Here is an 18,801-nt window from a genome sequence, read left to right as displayed (position 1 = left end):
GGCGGTCAGTCGCGACCGGCGATCATCGCCCGCACCCGGGCGGCCAGCACCTCCACGGAGAACGGCTTGGTGATCATCTGCATCCCCGGTTCAAGGTGACCGGTGCCGAAGGTCGCGTTCTCGGCATAGCCCGTAATGAACAGGACCTTCAGGTCCGGCCGGTGCGGGCGGGCCGCATCCACCATCTGTCGGCCATCGAGGCCGCCGGGTAGGCCGACATCGCTGATCAGAAGGTCGATCCGGCCCGGTCCCCGCAGCAGGGCGAGCCCCGCCCGGGCGTCCGCGGCCCGGACCGCGGTGTAGCCGAGGTCGGCCAGCACCTCGACGATCAGGTCCCGCACCACCGGCTCATCCTCCACCACCAGCACGGTCTCGCCGCGCGCCGCCCGGTGCAGCACCGTGCGATCCGAGGCCACGGATTCGGGCTCCGCGACGCCGCGGTGGCGCGGCAGATAGAGCGTGACGGCGGTGCCGCGCCCCGGCTCCGACTCGATCCGGACATGCCCCTCGGACTGCCGGGCGAAGCCGTAGATCATCGACAGGCCGAGGCCGGTGCCCTGGCCCAGCGGCTTGGTCGTGAAGAACGGATCGAAGGCCCGGGCGGCGACCTCCGGGCTCATGCCGGTCCCGGTATCGCTGACGCGGATGCTCACGTAGGAGCCCGCCCTCGCGCCGGCCTCCAGCCTTGCGTCGGCATCGCCCAGGCGGGCGTTTCCGGTCTCGATCACGAGGCGGCCGCCCTCCGGCATCGCGTCCCGGGCGTTGATGGCGAGGTTGAGGACGGCGTTCTCGAGCTGGTGCGGGTCGCACAGGGTCAGCCACAGGTCGGCCGCCGTGACCAGGGCGAGTTCCACCCGCTCGCCCAGGGTGCGGCGCAGGAGCTCCTCCATGCCGGCGATCAGCGGGTTGGCGGCGGTCGGCTGCGGCGCCAGGGGCTGGCGCCGGGCGAAGGCGAGCAGCCGGTGGGTCAGGGCCGCCGCCCGGTTGGCCGATGCCATGGCGGCGCCGGCATAGCGCTCGATCGCGTCGAACCGCCCCTGCCGGATGCGGGTCTGCATCAGCTCGAGGGAGCCGATGATGCCGGTGAGCAGGTTGTTGAAGTCGTGGGCGATGCCGCCGGTGAGCTGACCGATCGCCTCCATCTTCTGCGCCTGCAGGAGCTGTTCCTCGGCGCGGCGCTGCTCGGTCAGGTCCCGCCCGACGATGTAGAACAGCCCGGCCCCGGGCTCGGGCACCGCGGTCCACATCACGACCCGGCGGTCGCCCGCGCGGGTGAGGACGCGGTCGACGAAGCCCGCCACCCTCTCGCCGGCGGCGAGCCGCCCGACCACCGCGGCGGCCTCGGCATGGTCGTCCGGATCGATGAACGTCGCGAACGGGCGTCCGAGGAGCTCGGCCTCGGTCCAGCCGAGCATGCGCGCCCAGGCCGGGTTGACGCTCTTGAGAAAGCCGTCGAGCCCCGCCGTGCCCATCAGGTCGTTGGTGGTCTCCCACAGCCGGTCGCGCTCGCGGGTGCGCTGCGTGACCTCGGAGAGCAGCGTCGCCTCGACCTCCTTGCGGTCGGTGATGTCCTGGACGAACACGTGGAAGCCGTCGACCGCCCCGCCGGCATCGCGCCGGGGCAGATAGCGGATCTCGGCATCCCGGTGGCGCCCGTCCGCGTGGGGCCACGCCGCCTCGAACAGGACGGCCTCGCCGGCGAGCGCGCGCTCGATGTAGGTGCGCCGCAACTCGGCATTCGCCGGAGTCAGGAGCGCACGCACGTCGCGGCCGACGATCTCGGAGGCCGGGCGGAAGAACCAGTCCTGATAGGCCGCATTGGCGAAACGGTAGATGTAGTCCCGGCCGATGAAGGCGATCAGCACCGGCAGCGCATCGGTGATGAGGCGCAGCTCGCGCTCGTTGGCCTCGGCGAGCCCCTCTGCGGCCTTGTGGTCGGTGATGTCGCGCACCGCGCCGACGAACCGGACCGCACGCCCCGCGCCGTCCCGCTCGAACGCGCCGCGCCAGGCGATCCAGCGCTCCGCGCCGGTATCGGCCCGCCGGATCCGGTAGGCGACGTCCCGCGCGGCGCGGCCGGCCGCGCGGTCGGCCCGCCGGGCGATCAGGCCGGCATCGTCCGGGCTGACGAGGCTGGCGATGACGTCGACGGGGAGCCGGTCCTGCTCCGGCAGCCCGTAAAGGCGAAAGAAGTTCGGCGTCCCGTGGACGGTGTCGCTGGCGATGTCGATGGTGAAGACGCCGACGCCGCCGGCCTCCTGGGCCCGGCGCAGGCGGCCCTCGGAGGCGCGCAGAGCCGCCTCGGCCCGGGCCTGCGCGCCGATCTCGGTATTGACCCCGAACCAGCGCGCCACCCGTCCGGTGGCGTCCCGCAGGGGCACGATCCGGGTGAGGAAGGGCCGGAACACGCCGTCGGCGCCCCGCAGGGGGAAGACCATCTCGAACGGTTCGCCGGTGGCGATCGCGGCGGCCCAGACCGCCTTGACCCGCGGCAGCTCGGCGGGGTCGTGGACAGCCTGCCAGCCCCAGCCCGCCATCGCCTCCTGGGTGGTGCCGCAATAGTCGAGCCAGCGGCGGTTGTACCAGAACAGGTAGCCGTCGCTGCGGGCGAGCCAGCACAGGATCGGCAGGTGGTCGGCGAGGTTGCGGAACTCGGCATCGTCGAGCCGTGCCGGGTCGGGATCGGGCAGGGTCGCGTCGATCCGCGCGGGCGCGCGCCAGAAGGCGCGGCCGAAGGCGGTCTCGCCCGCCGGTGTGACCGCGGCGTCTGTCTCCGCCCGGGCCGCGAGGGCGGCACGCAGGCCTTCGACCTCGTCCGCGAGCGCACGGTTGCGCTGCCGGAGATCCGCGACCTCGTCCACACTCATGAATCGCCGCCGGATCGGGCGGACGCGATCGACACGCGCGCGCAGGCGGATTCGAGAGCGGGATGCGGTGCCATACCGGCGTTTTTGCAGAACCGGCCGGCCCTTGCCAGTGCGCCGCGGGATCCGGGCGCCGGAAGCGTGGGCGGGATCGCCTCAGCGCCCGCGGGGGCGGCCGGCCTGCGGGCGCAGGTACAGGAAGCTGCGCTCGCCGGTAGCGGCTTCGGCCACGTGCTGGATCGTGTCGAGCAAGTCGGCCACGGCCTGCGGCGCGGCCGGACGGAACCCCGCCTTCGGCTCGACCCAGCGCTTCTGCGTGCGTCCCGCGGCGATCTGAGCTTCGCTCAGCGCGTCGAAATCCCGGCGTCGGGTCATGGTTCTGCCCTCCGCCTGGGATTCTGTCGGCGGTATGGTTGACGGAAGGTTAACGCAGGATCCGCTCTCCGCGAGGGGACAGCGCGCCGCATCTGCCGACCGGCTTGATCCAAGACCCGCCCCCCTCTAAACAACAAAAACTGAGGTAAATCAATAGATTAGTGTGATTATAAACTGCAGCCTCCGGGACGGCGCGGGACTCAGACCAGCGTGTGGGCCGCGGTGACCGGATCCGCCGGCCCCGCCATCGGCACCCGGGTCGTCGACGCCCTGGCCGGGCTGCGGCCGCTGGCGCCGTTCTTCTGCCTGTACGTGACCTTCGGGGCCACGCTCGGCTTCCTGTCCGGCGGGGCGCCGCTGATCCTGCGGGCCCGGGGCGTGGAGCTGGCCGAGGTCGGCCTGCTGCAACTGATCAACCTGCCGGTCGGGCTGACCTTCCTGTGGGCGCCCGTCCTCGACCGGCTGCGCCTGCCGTTCCTCAGCCATCGGATCGGCTGGATCGTGGTCGCGCAGGCCGCTTCGGTGCTCCTGCTGGTCGCCCTGAGCTTCGGCGAGACCTGGCCGCTCCCGGCGCTGCTCGCCCTGGCGATCGCCGCCTGCGCCTGCGTGGCGACCATGGACATCGCCCTCGAGGCGCTGGTGGTCGAGACCGTCCCGGCGGACGAGCGGGCCTACGTGGCCTCGGCCAAGCTGTGCGGGGCCTCCCTGGGCGGGATCCTGGGGGTCGGCGTGCTGGTCGGCTCCTACGACAGCCTGGGCTGGCACGGGGCGGTCCTGGCCTGCGCGGCGCTCGACGCCCTCTGCCTGCTGCCGATCCTCGGCTACGGGGAGGCGCGCCTGCGCGGGGCCGGGCCAAGCCTGGAGCGCGGGTCGGGCGCGCTGGCGCGTCTGCGCCGCCTGGCCGGACGCGTGCTCGTCCTCGGGGCCTATTTCGCCGCCTCCTATCTCGTCGCCGGGCCCAACACCCTGGCGCTCCTCGATCTCGGCGTGTCGCTCGGGCAGGTCGGATCGCTCACCGGCACCGTCCTGCCGGCCGTGAACCTGGTGATGGCCCTGGCGGCGGGGGGCTTGGCCGCGCGGTTCGGCACGGTCCGGCTGATCGCCGCGGGCGCCCTCGGCGTCCTGGCCTCAGGGGGCCTGATGGCCGTCGCCTGCGCCGGCCGGATGGCGGATCTCGGAATCGCCGCCACGGTGCTCAGCTTCGTCGCGGGCGGCTTCCTGGGCGTGCCGGTCTTCAACATGATCTACCGGTGGGCCCAGGGGCCGAGGCCCGCCACCGACTACGCGCTGCTGTTCGGGGCCGCCTTCTTCGCCGCCATGCCCCTGCGGGTCGCCGCTCCGGCGCTCGCCGGCTGGGTCGGCTGGCCGGGCTACTTCGCCGCCAGCCTGCCGCTCTACGCCGCCGCGGTGGCGTGGCTCGCCGTCGCGGTGGGCCGGACCCTGCGGGCCGACGGGGTGGCGCGATGATCGCCGAGGTCGCCGCGCAGATACCCGACTCGCTCGCGGCCTATCGGGACGGCGTCGCGGACGGTCCCGGCGGCCCGGAGGCGGTGCCCCTCGGCGCCCTGCGCGACCCGGACGTGTTCGACGCGACGCTGGCGGCCTTCGGGGCCGGGTTCGGCGCGGAGTTCCAGACCGCGGATCCGCGGATCCGGGTCTCGTACTGGAGCCAGTTCTACCTCGCGGCCCTGGCGACGCCGGCGCTGACGGCCCTGGTCCGCCTCGGCCGGCCGTTGCCGCTCGCCTTCGATGCGATGCGCCTCGAACTCGACGCGGCGGGGCGGCCGTGCCGCTTCCGCCTGCCCGCGGACGGGTCCGGCTGCGCGGCCTGCCCGGCGCCCGGCCTCACCGGGCTGGTGGAGGCGCATCTGCGCCCGTTCGTGGAGCTGTGCCACGCCCGATGTGGCATCGCCCCCCGGATCCTCTGGGGCAACGCGGCGGTGATCCTCGACTACGTCGCCCGGGAACTCGGGACCCCGCTCGGGGACGGGGGCGGGGACGGGGCGGGGGCCGGGGCGCCCCCCGCTTGCGCCGCCGCCTGTGACGACGTCGCGGCCTGCCTCGGATGGCGTCCGGGCCCGGGCTGCGCTAGGAGCCCCCTGGCGCAGGCGCTCTGTCCGGGGACGTCGGGGTGCCGGCGGCGGCGCGTCTGCTGCCTGCGCCAGCGCCTGCCGGGGGTGCCGTCCTGCGGCGCGCTCTGCCCCGTCGCGTGCGCCGCCCCACGCTGATCCGAGCCGCGCGATGCTGAAGGCCTTCCTCGCCTATTACCGGCCGTACCGGACGCTGTTCCTGGTCGATTTCGGCTGCGCGGTGCTGTCCGGCCTGCTCGAACTCGGCTTCCCCATCGCCGTGAAGGGCTTCATCGACAGCCTCCTGCCCCGGCAGGATTGGGGCCTGATCCTGCTCGCCGCCGCGGCGCTGACGCTGGTCTACGTGGCCAATGCCGGCCTGATGGTGGTGGTCACCTACTGGGGCCACGTGCTCGGCATCAACATCGAGACCACCCTGCGGGAACGGGCCTTCGACCACCTGCAGAAGCTCTCCTTCCGCTTCTACGACGGCCAGAAGACCGGCCATCTCGTCGCCCGGGTGACCAAGGACCTGGAGGAGATCGGCGAGGTCGCCCATCACGGGCCCGAGGACCTGTTCATCGCCGTGATGACGCTGCTGGGCGCCTTCGCACTGATGCTCACGGTGCACGCGCCGCTGGCGCTGATCACGGCAGCGATCCTGCCGCTGATCGCCTTCGTGTCGATCCGCTACGGCGGCCGCATGACCCGCAACTGGCAGGCCCAGTACGGCCGGGTCGGGGCCTTCAATGCGCGGATCGAGGAGAATGTCGGCGGGATGCGGGTCGTGCAGGCCTTCGCCAACGAGCCCCACGAGCGCGCCCTGTTCGCCCGCGACAATGCCCGCTACCGCGACACCAAGCTCGAGGCCTACCGGCTGATGGCGGCGGGCCTGTCGATCAACTACCTGGGCCTGCGCCTCGTGCAGATCGCCGTGCTGCTCGGCGGCGCGGCCTTCGTGGTCCGGGGCGACCTGACGCCCGGCGGCTTCGTGGGCTTCCTGCTCCTCGTCGGGGTGTTCTACCGGCCGCTGGAGAAGATCGGCGCCGTGGTCGAGACCTACCCGAAGGGTGTGGCGGGGTTCCGCCGCTATCAGGAGTTGCTCGCCACCGCGCCCGACATCACCGACCGGCCGGAGGCCCGCGCGGTGGAGTCCCTGCGGGGCGACATCGGCTTCGAGGGGATCGGCTTCAGCTACGGCCCCGGGCGCCCGGTCTTCGCCGGCCTCGACCTCGCGGTGGCGGCGGGCGAGACGGTGGCGTTCGTGGGCCCCTCGGGGGTCGGCAAGACCACCCTCTGCGCCCTGCTGCCGCGCTTCTACGAGGTCGAGGCGGGCCGGATCACCGTCGACGGGATCGACATCCGCGACATCACCCTCGCGAGCCTGCGCCGGCAGATCGGCATCGTGCAGCAGGACGTGTTCCTGTTCGCCGGCACGATCCGGGAGAACATCGCCTATGGCCGCCTCGACGCCACGGAGGCGGAGATCGACGCCGCCGCCCGGCGCGCCCGGCTCGGCGGGCTGATCGACGGCCTGCCGGAGGGCCTCGACACGGTGGTGGGCGAGCGCGGCGTGCGCCTGTCGGGGGGGCAGAAGCAGCGCATCGCCATCGCGCGGGTCTTCCTCAAGAACCCGCCGATCCTGATCCTCGACGAGGCGACCTCGGCGCTGGACACCGAGACCGAGCGGGAGATCCAGCGGGCGCTCGCCGAACTCGCCCGCGGGCGCACGACCCTGGTGATCGCCCACCGCCTCGCGACCATCCGGGACGCCGACCGCATCGTGGTCCTGGGGGAGGGCGGCGTGGTCGAGGAGGGCCGGCACGCGGCCTTGCTCGCCGCCGGCGGCCCCTACAGCCGCCTGCACGCGGCGCAGTTCGGACGGGGCGACCCCGAGACGGGCATCCTCGCGGCGGAGTGAGGCGCCCATACGGGCGGCGGAACGCCGGCCTCGGCCTCCTAGGCCTGCGGCCGCGCCGCGGTCGATTCGCGCACGACGAGGCGCGTGGGAAACAGCCGCTGGGCGAGGTCGTCCGGCGCGCGCGTCCCCTCGATCAGCTCGACCAGGGTCGCGAAGGCGAACCGGACCATGTCGAGGGTCGGGACATCGACCGAGGTCAGGCTCGGGACCGAGTAGGCCCCCTGGGTGAGGTTGTCGAAGCCCACGACGCGGATCTCCGCGGGGACCCGCACGCCGCGCTCGTGCAGCGCCTTCAGCGCGCCGAACGCCACCCGATCGCTGGCGGCCACGATGGCATCCGGCCGGTCTCCTGACCCCGTGTCCGGCCGCTCCAGCAGCGCGCGCGTCGCCCGATAGCCGCCCTCGGACGTGCAGTCGCACGCCACCACGCGGTCGTCGCGCAGCGGCAGCCCCGCCTCCGCGAGCGCGTCCCGGTAGCCGCGGAACCGCTCGGCCCCGGCACGCCACCGCCGACCGTCGCCCGCGCCCGTGAAAAAGCAGATGGACCGGCTCCCGGCCTGGATCAGGTGGCGGACGGCGTCGCGGGCCGCGTCGCGCTCGGCCTGCATGGCGTAATGCGTGCCGGGAACGTCGAGGCCGAACACGACGAACGGGAACCGCTTGGCCTGCAGCAGGCCGATCAGCGGGTCGTCCTGGCGGTCGGCGAAGACGACGATGCCGTCGACCCGGGCCTCGCTGACCAGGCTGGCGATCCGGCTCAGGCCGTCCGGGTCGTCGCCGCGGCGACACCGGTGGACCAGGGTATAGCCCTGCTGGTCGGTCACGTACCCGAAGGTCTGCAGGACGAGGCCCTGATCGGCCTCCTCCCTCAGATGGAACGCGGCATCGGCGGGCTGCGCCCCGAGGGAGAACACGCAGGCGATGCTGCGACTGGGCTTCTTGCGCAGGGACCGGGCGGCGAGGCTCGGCACGAAGTCCAGGTCGCGCATGGCCGTCTCGATGGTCTCGCGCGTGGTCCGGGCGACCTTCTCCGGATGGTTCAGGACCAGCGAGACCGTCTGGAAGCTCACGCCGGCCCGTCGGGCGACGTCCTTGATCGTCATCTGGCCCATCGTCACCTCGGGAGCCGGTCTGCCCGGCAGGACGGCGCGCCCGCGCCGGGACGGGCCCGGTGCCGGCTCGTTGGGCCCGCGAATCTAGATCTGTATCGATTGGAGATAAAGCCGCTGGCACGGCAACGAAGACGGGTCGTGTCAGCACTAGACCGGTCGTTTCGGCGTGAAATCCGGTCAATCCCTCAGATTGTCGGCGGCTCCGCCGCGCCGTCCCCGGCCTGGACGGCGCGGTTCGCCAAGCAGGTTTTCCGGGCAGGATCTCCAGGCAGGCCCCCCAGGCGGGACCTCCAGGCGGGATCGGGCCGTGTCGCGTGGCCCGCCCCATCGGCAGGCGCCCCCCCCCCGCACTCCACCGCGCCGCAGCCGAGGGCAGGGGCGCAAGACGGCCGCCCGACGGCCGGCGTCCGACCGCTGTCGCGTCAGCCGGCCCGGGCGCGCAGCCGCTGCATCAGCCTGAGCAGCACGCCACGGATATGGGATCGGAGGCGGGTGGTCTCGGCCATGGGACGCGGTTCGAAGCGCCGGAGCGCGGCGCCTTGAGAAACACGTCCATCGGACGAGCGTTGCTACGCAAAAAGCGGGTTCGCTCCGGCGGCGATGCCCCGGAACCACCGTCCAAGGGTGTAGCGCGAGACCCGCATCGACGCGCGGCCGCGCCCCGTATGATGACTGCGGATCGTCGACAGAACGTTCTTGATATGCGCCCGCAGCGTGGCTTTGCGGAGCGCGGCTTTCTCGGCGCGCGCGTTGGGCGGATCGGCGGAGGTCGACATGTCAGGGGTCCCGACTCCAAGAGCGCCACCTCAGCAAGCCATCGGACATCGGCGGCGGCGTGCCTGGTTCTTATAATCGATAATTCAATCGAGACTGGGCCGCCTTCGCACAGATACAGGCAAATCCGCGTTTTAAATGCATTAAGGTTTATCCGATCAAAGACCGGTCCCAGTCATATTCCGGACTACGTAGAGAGATCAGGACGACCGCCGGAGGGCGGCAGCAGGGGGGAGGTCGGTGTCCGAACGCTTCTACTTCGACGTCGAGAGCGGCGAGGAAACGATCCGCGACGAGGAAGGCGTCGAGGTCGGCAGCCTGGACGAGGCCCTGGCCGAGGCACGCAGCGTGATCGCCGAGATGGCCGATGAGGTCTGCGCGGCCGATCCCGGCCGCTCCTGGAGCCTGGTGGTGCGCGACACCGCCGGGCGGCCCATCCGCCGGCTTCCGATCCGGCGGTAGCGCCGTGTCGGCGACATCCGACAAGGAGCCCGCCGCGGCAGGGCCGGGCGGGCTGAAGGTGATCTCGTCTCGGAGAAGTGGCGAGCGTAGAGACCGGCCGGGGACCGCGCATCCCCCATCCGGATGAGGCGGCCACACGATCCTGCGAGGATTGCGTCGAGGCCCGCGCGGACGCGGATCGGGCCGCCGCACGGATCGCGTCGGGCGCCCGGGACAACCCGGCCGCCATCAGGCCCCGCCGTCCGGGGACGCTACAGCCACAGGGAAAGACCTTCCACGGCCGCCGGGCCGGTCAGCCCCCGAAGGCGCGGGGCGGCAGGCCGGTCACGCCGACATCGAGTTCGAACAGGGCCCCCGCCGCCGGCACGTGCTCGGCGCCCCGGGCGGCCGAGGTGACGAACAGGCGGTCGAGCCCTTCTCCCGCGAAGGCGCAGCTCGTGATGTTGGGGGCGGGCAGTGGGATCGCCCGCATCAGTCGCCCCTCGGGATCCACGCGGCTGAGCCGGCCGCCGCCCCAATGGGCGATCCAGAGGCAGCCCTCGGAATCCGTGGTCATCCCGTCGGGCCAGCCCCAGGCCTCCGGAAAGCGCAGGAAGGCGCGCTTGCCCGTCAGCGTGCCGTCCGCGGCGAGGTCGAAGGCGTAGACCGTCCGGGCGGCGCTGTCGCTGTGATAGAGGATCCGGCCATCGCGGCTGAAGGTCGGCCCGTTGGCGACGCCGTAGCTCGTGTCCATCCGCCGCCAAGTCAGGTCGGGATCGAGCCGGTGGAGGGATCCCGAAGCCGCGGTCTCGGCCTGGTGCATGCTCCCGGCCCAGATCCGGCCGGCGCCGTCGACCTTCGCATCGTTCAGGCGGTTGTCGGGCTCGTCGGGCTCCGGATCGCCGATCGGCGTGATCCGGTCGGCCTCGAGGTCGTAGATCGCGAACCCGCTCTTCAGCCCGACGATGAAGTCGCGCCGGCCGGCGCGGGGGATGATCCAGCCCAGCGGCTCCGGGAACGGATGCGTGCCGGTCTCGCCGCGGGCGAGGTCGAGCCAGTTCAGGGCCGGGGCCTCGATGTCGACCCAGAACAGCAAGCCCCGCTCCGGAACCCAGATCGGGCCTTCGCCGAGCCGGTCGCGCCGGGGCCGGTCCAGGATGCGGATCCGCGGGTCCATGGCAGAGCGCTCCCCGATCCCGCCGACGCTCAGGCGCCCGCCGGCCGCGCCGCGGCGGCGGGGCGGCAGCCCCAGAGAGCGTAGAACAGGACGTAGAGTTCGCAGGCGGCGGTGATCAGGAAGGAATGCTGCAGCCCGAACCGGTCCGCCGCCCAACCCTGCACCACCACCAGGGATCCGCCCGCGATCGCCATGATCAGCAGCCCGGCGCCCTCCTCGGTGAGCGGCCCGAGGCCGCGGATCCCCAGGGTGAAGATCGTCGGGAACATGATCGCGTGGAACAGGCCCACCGAGATCAGGGCCCACATCGCCCAATGGCCGGTCGCGAAGGTCGCCACCAGCATCACCGCGCAGGCGCCGATCGCCGCCCCGGCCAGCACGGTCTCGGCCGCCCGAGCCTGCATCAGGTAGCTGCCGGCGAAGCGGCCGACCATCATGCCCCCCCAGAGCAGGAACAGGTAGCGCGAGGCCTGGGCGTGGGTCAGGTCGCCGATCTCCGGCTGTGAGACGAAGTTGATGAACAGGTTCGACACCCCGATCTCGGCGATCAGGTAGATGAAGATCGCCGGCACGCCGAGCACGAGGTTGCGGTGTCGCCAGAGGGACAGGCCGGCGCGCTCGGCCTTGACGGCCCGGGCCGTGGTGCCGCCGGCGCCGCCCAGGGCGGGCAGCGGGAAGCGGGCGATGATCACGGCGAGACCGACGAGGATCGCCGCCACGATCAGGTAGGGCAACTGCACCGATTGCGCGTCGGCCAAGCGCTCGGCCGGTGTCAGGATGGTGCCGGCGGCGGCGTTGCCCGCGGCGGAGCGCCCGAGGATCAGGTAGCCGCCGAACAGCGGCGCCAGGGTCGTCCCGAAGGAGTTGAACGCCTGCACGAGGTTGAGGCGCGCCGGAGCGCTCTCGGCCGGGCCGACCACCGCCACGTAGGGGTTCGCGGCGACCTGCAGCAGGGTGATGCCGCTGGCGATCACGAACAGGGCCGTGAGCGTGATCGCGTAGGAGACTTGGTGCGCGGCCAGGATCATCCCGAGCGTGCCCAGCGCCATGATGCCCAGCCCCGCCACCAGGGCGCGCTGGTAGCCGACCCGTTCGATCAGCTTGGCCGCCGGGATCGAGGCCACGAAATAGGCGATGAACCAGACGGACTCGATCAACGTCGTCTGCGTGTAATCGAGGTCGAACACGCTGCGCAGGTGCGGCAGCAGCGTGTTGTTTATGACCGTGATGAAGCCCCACATGAAGAAGAGGCTCGCCAGCAGCGACAGGGCCGGGCGGTAGGCGCCCCGGTCGCGCGCGGCCTCCGCCCCCGTCCGGGGCGCCGTCGTCCCGACGGTCGCGATCGGTCCTGCCATCCGGCGTTGTCCTCTGCGCTCCGGGCCGCCTTGCCGACGGTCCCATGTTGTCCATTTCATTTGTCTGAGTATATATCGGATTCGCGGACGTCAACCGCGTCCCCGTCGCGTGCCGGCGCAGGATCGGCGGGACGGGCGGCTTCATCGAGGGGAGGATGCGATGCGTGGAGTGGGACCCCTGGCGCTGTGCGCCTGCGCGGCGATCCCGGGCCTGACCCCGGCTCCGGTCCGGGCGGCCGAGCCGGTCCGGACGGTGTTCGGCACCCTGCCGGACGGCCGGTCGGTGGAGGAGGTGACGCTGACGAACGGCAAGGGGATCACGGCCCGGATCCTGTCGTGGGGCGCGCTACTGAGGAGCCTCGACGTCCCGGACCGGTCCGGCAAGGCCGCGGATGTGGTGCTCGGCTACAACGACCTCGCCTCCTACCTGACCAAGGGCAGTTATTTCGGCGTGAGCGTCGGGCGCTACGCCAACCGCATCCGCGCCGGGCGCTTCACCCTCGACGGCCAGACCTACACGCTGCCCACCAACGACGGCCCGAACGCCCTGCACGGCGGCGCGGCCGGCTTCGACAAGCGGCTCTGGACGATCACCGCGGTCAAGGGCGGCGCGGCCCCGTCGGTCACCCTGCGCTACGTCAGCCCGGACGGGGAGGAGGGCTATCCCGGAACGCTCACGGCCACCGCCACCTACACGCTCGACGCGACCGACACGCTGACGGTCACCTACGAGGCCACGACCGACAAGCCGACGATCGTCAACCTGACCAATCACAGCTTCTTCAACCTCGCGGGTGAGGGCTCAGGCCGCTCGATCCTCGATCAGACCCTGACCATCCCGGCGGAGCGCTTCACGCCGGTCGACGCCACCCTGATCCCCACCGGCGCGCACCTGCCGGTGGCCGGCACGCCCTTCGACTTCCGCAAGCCCACGGTGATCGGCGCGCGGATCCGCGACGGGCGGGACGAGCAGATCGTGCGGGCGCGCGGCTACGACCACAACTGGGTCGTCACCGACGCGCCCACGGCCGAGCCGCACCTCGTGGCGCGGGTCGAGGATCCGGAATCGGGCCGGATCCTCGAGGTGGCGAGCAACCAGCCGGGGGTGCAGTTCTATGCCGGCAACTTCCTCAACGCGACGGTGGTGGGTAAATCCGGCCTCGCCTACCGGCAGTCGGACGCCCTGGCGCTGGAGCCGGAACTCTTCCCCGACACGCCGAACCAGCCGGCCTTCGGCTCCGCCCGGCTCGACCCCGGCAAGACCTACCGGAACGTGATCGCCTACCGGTTCTCGACCAGCCCCGCTCACCGGACCCAGAAATGACCGACCGACCGATTGCACGGCCCCTGCGCTCCCGCGCCTGGTTCGACAACCCCGACAATATCGACATGACGGCGCTCTACCTGGAGCGCTACCTGAACTTCGGCCTCAGCCTGGAGGAGCTGCGCTCGGGCAGGCCGATCATCGGCATCGCCCAGACCGGCTCGGACCTGTCCCCGTGCAATCGCCACCATCTCGTCCTCGCGGAGCGGATCCGCGAGGGCATCCGCGAGGCGGGCGGGATCGTCCTGGAATTCCCGGTCCACCCGATCCAGGAGACCGGCAAGCGGCCGACCGCGGGCCTCGACCGCAACCTCGCCTATCTGGGCCTCGTGGAGCTGCTCTACGGCTACCCGCTGGACGGGGTCGTGCTGACCACGGGCTGCGACAAGACCACCCCGGCCTGCCTGATGGCCGCCGCCACCGTGAACATCCCGGCCATCGCCCTGTCGGTGGGGCCAATGCTCAACGGCTGGTTCAAGGGCCAGCGCACGGGCTCCGGCACGATCGTCTGGAAGGCCCGCGCGATGCTGGCAGCCGGCGAGATCGACCATGACGGCTTCATCAAGCTCGTCACCTCGTCGGCGCCCTCGACCGGCTTCTGCAACACGATGGGCACCGCCACCACGATGAACACGCTCGCCGAGGCCCTGGGCATGATGCTGCCCGGCTCGGCCGCGATCCCGGCGCCCTACCGCGACCGGCAGGAGGCCGCCTACCAGACCGGCAAGCGCATCGTCGCCATGGTGGCCGAGGACCTGAAGCCCTCCGACATCCTGACCCGCGACGCCTTCCTCAACGCCATCGCGGTCAATTCGGCGATCGGCGGCTCGACCAACGCGCCGATCCACCTCGCGGCGATCGCCCGCCACATGGGGGTCGACCTCGACATCACGGACTGGCAGACCCACGGGCTCGACGTGCCTCTGCTGGTCAACCTGCAGCCGGCGGGCACCTATCTCGGCGAGGATTACTACCGCGCCGGCAGCTTGCCCGCGGTGGTGGCGCAGCTCATGCGCCGCGACCTGATCCGGGAGGGCGCGCTGACGGTCAACGGGCGCACCCTCGGCGACAATTGCCGCGGCGCCGTGATCGAGGACGAGGACGTGATCCGGCCGATCGACCGGCCCCTCAAGGAGGCGGCGGGCTTCCTGGTCCTGCGCGGCAACCTGTTCGACGCCGCGGTCATGAAGACCAGCGTCATCGGCGACGAGTTCCGCGCCCGCTACCTGTCGAACCCGGAGGATCCGGACGCCTTCGAGGGTCCCGTCGTGGTCTTCGACGGACCGGAGGATTACCACGCCCGGATCGACGACCCGAGCCTCGGCATCACCGCGGAGACCATCCTGATCATGCGCGGGGCCGGGCCGATCGGCTATCCCGGGGCCGCCGAGGTGGTGAACATGCGCCCGCCCGCGCAGCTGATCCGGGCCGGCGTGCACGCGCTGCCCTGCCTGGGCGACGGGCGCCAGTCCGGCACCTCGGGCTCGCCGTCGATCCTCAACGCCTCGCCCGAGGCGGCGGCCGGCGGCGGCCTCGCGCTCCTGCGCACCGGCGACCGGGTGCGGATCGACCTGCGCCGCGGCACCGCCGACATGCTGGTCGACGCGGACGAGATCGTCCGCCGCCGCAGCGCCCTGGAGGCGGCGGGCGGCTACGCCTATCCGGCCTCGCAGACGCCGTGGCAGGCGATGCAGCGCGCCGCGGTCGGGCAGATGCACACCGGGGCCATCCTGGAGGGCGCCGAGGCGTTCCAGCGCATCGCGCAGACCCGGGGCGTGCCGCGCGACAACCACTGAGACGAGGCCCGGGCCGGCGGCGCGGACGCCGCCGGCTCCGTCAGGGGCGCATCGCCAGCTCGGTGTCGGCGAGGGCGAGGCGGACCAGCTCGGTCATAGTCTCCCGGGCGGCGGCCGGGTCGCCCGCAACGATCGCGTCGTAGAGGGCGCGGTGGTCGGGCATCGGATCCCGGGGCAGGCCCTGGCGGCGATGCTTGAAGATCGTCGTCCACGTGACCGCGGCGGCGATGGAACTCGACAGGGCCATCAGCGCCCCGTTGCGGGCCGATTCCAGGATCGTGTTGTGGAAGGCCTGGTCGGCGGCCCGTCCGGCCTCGGTGGCGAGGCCGTGGCGGCCCATCTCCTCCAGGGCATGGCCCATCCGGGCGATGTCGAGGCCCGAGCGCCGCTCCGCCGCGAGCGCCGCCGCCGCCGGCTCGACGATCATCCGCAGCTCGAACAGGTCGCGGATGAAGGACTCGCTCGGCTCCGACTCGAAGGCCCAGGCGAGGATGTCGGGGTCGAGCAGGTTCCAGCGGCTGCGCTGGCTCACGCGGGTGCCGGTGCGCGGGCGGCTCTCGACGAGCCCCTTCGCGCTCAGGATGCGGATCGCCTCGCGATAGGCGGTGCGCGAGACGTTCAATTTCTCAGAGAATTCGATCTCCCCGGGCAGCACGTCCCCGGGGGCGTAGCGGCCGCCGAGGATCGCCACCCCCAGATCGCGGGCGACCGAGCCGTGGATGCGGCGCGAGCCCGAGGCGAGGGGCAGCGTGACGTTCTCCGGACCGCGATCCTGCCTCACTCGTCCACCTCCAGTCCGGGCCACCGGGTCGGTCGGGGCGGGATCGGCGTGATTCTATCCTGAAGTTGTAGGAGCGCAAAGAGGAACACCCTCTGCACCGGAATCGCGGCCGCGCTTGCGGCGGGAGGCGAACTGCCCTAGCCTAATTGTATGAGTAGTGAATCACCAGGGTCCGTGACGATCCGCGGCAGCGTCCTGATCGGCGCCACCGACGTGACCACAGCCGCGCTCTTCCGGGCCGTGGATCCCGCCACCGGAGCGCCCCTGGAGCCGGCCTTCTCGGCCGCAGGCCCTCGGGAGGTGGAGGCCGCCTGCACGCTGGCGGAAGCGGCGTTCCCGCATTTCGCGGAGACGCCACCAGAAACACGCGCTCGCTGTCTCGAAGCTGTGGCCGAGGGCATCGCCTATCTCGGCGCGCCGCTCGTCGAGCGGGCGATGGCCGAGACCGGCCTGCCGCGGGCGCGGCTGGAGGGCGAGCGCGCCCGCACGGTCGGGCCGCTGCGGCTGTTCGCGGATCTCGTCCGCTCCGGCGCGTGGATCCGGGCGACGATCGATCCGGCGCAGCACAAGCGGCAGCCGCTGCCCCGGCCGGACCTGCGCCGGCGCCACGTCGCGATCGGCCCGGTGGCTGTGTTCGGTGCCTCGAACTTCCCGCTGGCCTTCTCGGTGGCGGGGGGCGACACCGCCGCCGCCCTGGCGGCGGGCTGCCCGGTGGTGGTGAAGGGCCATCCGGCCCATCCCGGGACCGGGGAGCTGGTCGCGCGGGCCGTGCGTGCGGCGGTGGCCACCGGCGGCCTGCCCGAGGGCACGTTCTCCTACCTGCCGGGACCGTCCACGGACCTCGGAAGCGCCCTGGTCGCCGACCCGCGGATCAAGGCCGTCGGCTTCACCGGGTCGCGCGCAGGCGGGCTCGCCCTGATGCGGGTGGCCGCCGGCCGGCCCGAGCCGATCCCGGTCTATGCCGAGATGAGCGCGGTCAACCCGGTCGTGCTCCTGCCCGGCGCCCTGCGGGCCCGGAGCGCGTCCCTGGCGGCGGGCTTCGTCCAGTCGCTGACGCTGGGGGCGGGGCAGTTCTGCACCAATCCCGGTCTGCTGATCGGGATCGCCGGCTCCGACCTCGACGCCTTCGCGGAGGCCGCCGCCGCGGCGATCCGGGAGAGTGTGCCGCACACCATGCTCACCCCGGACATCCGCGACCGGTTCGCGCACGTCGTCGCCGCGCTGGCGGCCCGACCGGGAGTGACGGTCGCGGCGCGCGGGGCGGCCGCCGGGCCGGGGGGCGCCCCCGCCTGCCTGCTGCGCACGGAGGCGCGCCACGTCCTCGCGGATCCGGCCCTCGCCGACGAGATGTTCGGTCCGGCCGCGCTGCTGGTCGCCGCCGCCGACACGGCGGAGGTCACCCGGCTCCTCGAGTCCCTCGGCGGGCAGCTCACCGCGACGTTGCACCTCGACCGCGCGGACGAGCATCTCGCCGCCGGGCTCGTGCCGCTGCTGGCCCGCAAGGCCGGACGGATCCTGGCGAACGGCTGGCCCACCGGCGTCGAGGTCGCCCCCGCGATGGTGCATGGCGGGCCGTTCCCGGCCACCTCGGACGGCCGGAGCAGCTCGGTGGGCACGCTGGCGATCGAACGGTTCCTGCGCCCGGTCTGCTACCAGGACCTGCCCGACGCGCTCCTGCCGCCGCCCCTGCGTCCGGACAATCCCTGGCATCTCGCGCGCCGGATCGACGGCGTTCTCGACCCGCAACCCGGCCGCTGACAGGCCGCCGCGCGACCCTCGACGGCCGCGCGTTCAGGACGACCCGAAGCGGTCGTCCCCGGGAGGACACAGATGGGACGATCACTCCTACAATTCCGCGCCGCCGACGGGCAGCGGGGCGTCGCGCTGCTCGCCGACGGTCGGGCGCGGCGGGTGCTCGGCGTCGACAGCGTGCGCGCCCTGGCGCGCAGGGCTCTCGAGGCGGGGGACGATCTGGCCGCGACGGCGGAGCGGGCGGGACTCGGCGCGCCCGTCGATCTCGACACGGTCCGGCTCCTGCCGCCCATCGACCACGCCGATCCCGCCCACCTGATGCTGAGCGGCACCGGCCTGACGCATCTCGGCTCCGCGGAGGGCCGCGACGCGATGCACCGCGCGGCCGCGGCCGACCCGGCGCCGACCGACTCGATGCGCATGTTCCGGATGGGCGTCGAGGGCGGCAAGCCGGCGCCGGGCGAGGCCGGCGTGCAGCCGGAATGGTTCTACAAGGGCGACGGATCCGGCCTGGTCGCTTCCGGCGAGCCGCTGGTCTCGCCGGCCTTCGCCCGCGACGGCGGCGAGGAGCCGGAGATCGCCGGGATCTACCTGGTCGACGCCGACGGCACCCCGGTGCGCCTCGGCTTCGCCCTGGCGAACGAGTTCTCCGACCACGTGACCGAGCGCGGCAACTACCTGTGGCTCGCCCATTCCAAGCTGCGCCCGGCCGCCCTCGGCCCGGAGCTGTGGCTCGGGGCGCTTCCGCCGGACGTGCGCGGGACCAGCCGTATCCTGCGCGACGGCGCCGTGCTCTGGGAGAAGCCGTTCCTCTCCGGGGAGGCGAACATGTCCCACAGCATCGCCAACCTGGAGCGGCACCACTTCAAATACGCACCCTTCCGGCGCCCCGGCGACGTGCACGTCCACTTCTTCGGGACCGCCACCCTATCGTTCAGCGACGGCGTCGCGACCCGGCCCGGCGACGTGTTCGAGATCGAGGCCGAGCCGTTCGCGCTGCCCCTGCGCAACCCCCTGGCGGCCGCCCCGCCCGCCGACCCGACCGTGCGGGTGCTCTGAG

The 18,801-nt window shown here is 72.6% G+C and carries 15 protein-coding genes; 8 read left to right on the top strand and 7 right to left on the bottom strand.

Going from position 1 to position 18,801, the window contains the following annotated elements; all coding sequences use genetic code 11:
* Window positions 1–5: 5 nt before the first annotated feature.
* Window positions 6–2,867, bottom strand: coding sequence for a hybrid sensor histidine kinase/response regulator (locus BM396_RS10330; protein WP_051976060.1), 2,862 nt, complete (start codon window positions 2,865–2,867; stop codon window positions 6–8).
* A gap of 153 nt (window positions 2,868–3,020) precedes the next feature.
* On the bottom strand, window positions 3,021–3,239 hold the full coding sequence (locus tag BM396_RS10325; protein ID WP_043356299.1) for a hypothetical protein: 219 nt from the start codon (window positions 3,237–3,239) through the stop codon (window positions 3,021–3,023).
* A gap of 222 nt (window positions 3,240–3,461) precedes the next feature.
* Between BM396_RS10325 and BM396_RS10320 the strand changes: the two genes are divergently transcribed.
* The 3 genes from BM396_RS10320 to BM396_RS10310 are packed head-to-tail and all read left to right on the top strand — an operon-like array spanning window position 3,462 to window position 7,229.
* Window positions 3,462–4,706, top strand: coding sequence for an MFS transporter (locus BM396_RS10320; protein WP_043382488.1), 1,245 nt, complete (start codon window positions 3,462–3,464; stop codon window positions 4,704–4,706).
* Window positions 4,703–5,467 carry a siderophore-iron reductase FhuF gene (fhuF, locus tag BM396_RS10315; RefSeq protein ID WP_043382424.1) on the top strand — a complete coding sequence of 255 codons (765 nt, stop codon included), beginning with the start codon at window positions 4,703–4,705 and terminating at the stop codon, window positions 5,465–5,467. The genes BM396_RS10320 and fhuF overlap by 4 nt, the downstream gene beginning before the upstream one ends.
* A gap of 13 nt (window positions 5,468–5,480) precedes the next feature.
* Window positions 5,481–7,229, top strand: coding sequence for an ABC transporter ATP-binding protein (locus tag BM396_RS10310; protein ID WP_043382420.1), 1,749 nt, complete (start codon window positions 5,481–5,483; stop codon window positions 7,227–7,229).
* Between the two features lie 38 nt (window positions 7,230–7,267).
* On the opposite strand, the gene BM396_RS10305 is transcribed toward BM396_RS10310, so the two are convergent.
* Both BM396_RS10305 and BM396_RS10300 read right to left on the bottom strand, forming a co-directional pair.
* Window positions 7,268–8,332 (bottom strand): LacI family DNA-binding transcriptional regulator, encoded by a 1,065-nt coding sequence (locus tag BM396_RS10305; protein WP_236952898.1) that lies wholly within the window; start codon window positions 8,330–8,332, stop codon window positions 7,268–7,270.
* Between the two features lie 578 nt (window positions 8,333–8,910).
* A complete protein-coding gene (locus BM396_RS10300; RefSeq protein WP_043382414.1) occupies window positions 8,911–9,117 on the bottom strand; it encodes a hypothetical protein in 207 nt (68 codons plus the stop codon).
* Between the two features lie 238 nt (window positions 9,118–9,355).
* On the opposite strand from BM396_RS10300, the gene BM396_RS10295 reads away from it, so the two are divergent.
* Entirely contained in the window at window positions 9,356–9,577 is a 222-nt protein-coding gene (locus tag BM396_RS10295) for a DUF6894 family protein (RefSeq protein ID WP_043382412.1), read from the top strand.
* Between the two features lie 292 nt (window positions 9,578–9,869).
* Here the strand turns inward: BM396_RS10295 and BM396_RS10290 are convergent, their stop codons facing one another.
* Both BM396_RS10290 and BM396_RS10285 read right to left on the bottom strand, forming a co-directional pair.
* Window positions 9,870–10,733: an SMP-30/gluconolactonase/LRE family protein gene (locus BM396_RS10290; RefSeq protein ID WP_043352263.1), complete on the bottom strand. Its 864-nt coding sequence runs from the start codon at window positions 10,731–10,733 to the stop codon at window positions 9,870–9,872.
* Window positions 10,734–10,762: 29 nt separating this feature from the next.
* Complete coding sequence (locus BM396_RS10285) at window positions 10,763–12,088, bottom strand: sugar MFS transporter (RefSeq protein WP_043382409.1); 1,326 nt, start codon at window positions 12,086–12,088, stop codon at window positions 10,763–10,765.
* 160 nt (window positions 12,089–12,248) lie between these two features.
* On the opposite strand from BM396_RS10285, the gene BM396_RS10280 reads away from it, so the two are divergent.
* Both BM396_RS10280 and BM396_RS10275 read left to right on the top strand, forming a co-directional pair.
* Complete coding sequence (locus tag BM396_RS10280; RefSeq protein WP_043382407.1) at window positions 12,249–13,412, top strand: aldose epimerase family protein; 1,164 nt, start codon at window positions 12,249–12,251, stop codon at window positions 13,410–13,412.
* Window positions 13,409–15,208 (top strand): IlvD/Edd family dehydratase, encoded by a 1,800-nt coding sequence (locus BM396_RS10275; RefSeq protein WP_043382404.1) that lies wholly within the window; start codon window positions 13,409–13,411, stop codon window positions 15,206–15,208. Before BM396_RS10280 ends, BM396_RS10275 begins: the two co-directional genes overlap by 4 nt.
* Window positions 15,209–15,248: 40 nt before the next feature.
* Here the strand turns inward: BM396_RS10275 and BM396_RS10270 are convergent, their stop codons facing one another.
* Entirely contained in the window at window positions 15,249–15,989 is a 741-nt protein-coding gene (locus tag BM396_RS10270; RefSeq protein ID WP_051976059.1) for a FadR/GntR family transcriptional regulator, read from the bottom strand.
* A gap of 174 nt (window positions 15,990–16,163) precedes the next feature.
* Here BM396_RS10270 and BM396_RS10265 point away from each other — a divergent pair, with 174 nt between their 5' ends.
* Both BM396_RS10265 and araD1 read left to right on the top strand, forming a co-directional pair.
* Entirely contained in the window at window positions 16,164–17,747 is a 1,584-nt protein-coding gene (locus BM396_RS10265) for an aldehyde dehydrogenase (NADP(+)) (protein ID WP_244538855.1), read from the top strand.
* A 72-nt stretch (window positions 17,748–17,819) separates the two neighbouring features.
* Complete coding sequence (gene araD1, locus BM396_RS10260) at window positions 17,820–18,800, top strand: AraD1 family protein (RefSeq protein WP_043382399.1); 981 nt, start codon at window positions 17,820–17,822, stop codon at window positions 18,798–18,800.
* The last annotated feature ends 1 nt before the right edge of the window (window position 18,801 follow it).

It is taken from the genome of Methylobacterium sp. UNCCL125 (assembly GCF_900116795.1).
Classification (GTDB): Bacteria; Pseudomonadota; Alphaproteobacteria; order Rhizobiales; family Beijerinckiaceae; genus Methylobacterium; species Methylobacterium fujisawaense.
The sequence above is the reverse complement of the archived record's forward strand: the minus strand, read 5'-3'. Positions and strand labels throughout refer to the sequence as shown.

Excerpts from the sequence above, each read along its gene's own strand:
- BM396_RS10330 (WP_051976060.1), bottom strand. The coding sequence starts at position 2,867 with ATGAGTGTGGACGAGGTCGCGGATCTCCGGCAGCGCAACCGTGCGCTC.
- BM396_RS10325 (WP_043356299.1), bottom strand. The coding sequence starts at position 3,239 with ATGACCCGACGCCGGGATTTCGACGCGCTGAGCGAAGCTCAGATCGCC.
- fhuF (WP_043382424.1), top strand. The coding sequence starts at position 4,703 with ATGATCGCCGAGGTCGCCGCGCAGATACCCGACTCGCTCGCGGCCTAT.
- BM396_RS10310 (WP_043382420.1), top strand. The coding sequence starts at position 5,481 with ATGCTGAAGGCCTTCCTCGCCTATTACCGGCCGTACCGGACGCTGTTC.
- BM396_RS10305 (WP_236952898.1), bottom strand. The coding sequence starts at position 8,332 with ATGACGATCAAGGACGTCGCCCGACGGGCCGGCGTGAGCTTCCAGACG.
- BM396_RS10300 (WP_043382414.1), bottom strand. The coding sequence starts at position 9,117 with ATGTCGACCTCCGCCGATCCGCCCAACGCGCGCGCCGAGAAAGCCGCG.
- BM396_RS10290 (WP_043352263.1), bottom strand. The coding sequence starts at position 10,733 with ATGGACCCGCGGATCCGCATCCTGGACCGGCCCCGGCGCGACCGGCTC.
- BM396_RS10285 (WP_043382409.1), bottom strand. The coding sequence starts at position 12,088 with ATGGCAGGACCGATCGCGACCGTCGGGACGACGGCGCCCCGGACGGGG.
- BM396_RS10280 (WP_043382407.1), top strand. The coding sequence starts at position 12,249 with ATGCGTGGAGTGGGACCCCTGGCGCTGTGCGCCTGCGCGGCGATCCCG.
- BM396_RS10275 (WP_043382404.1), top strand. The coding sequence starts at position 13,409 with ATGACCGACCGACCGATTGCACGGCCCCTGCGCTCCCGCGCCTGGTTC.
- araD1 (WP_043382399.1), top strand. The coding sequence starts at position 17,820 with ATGGGACGATCACTCCTACAATTCCGCGCCGCCGACGGGCAGCGGGGC.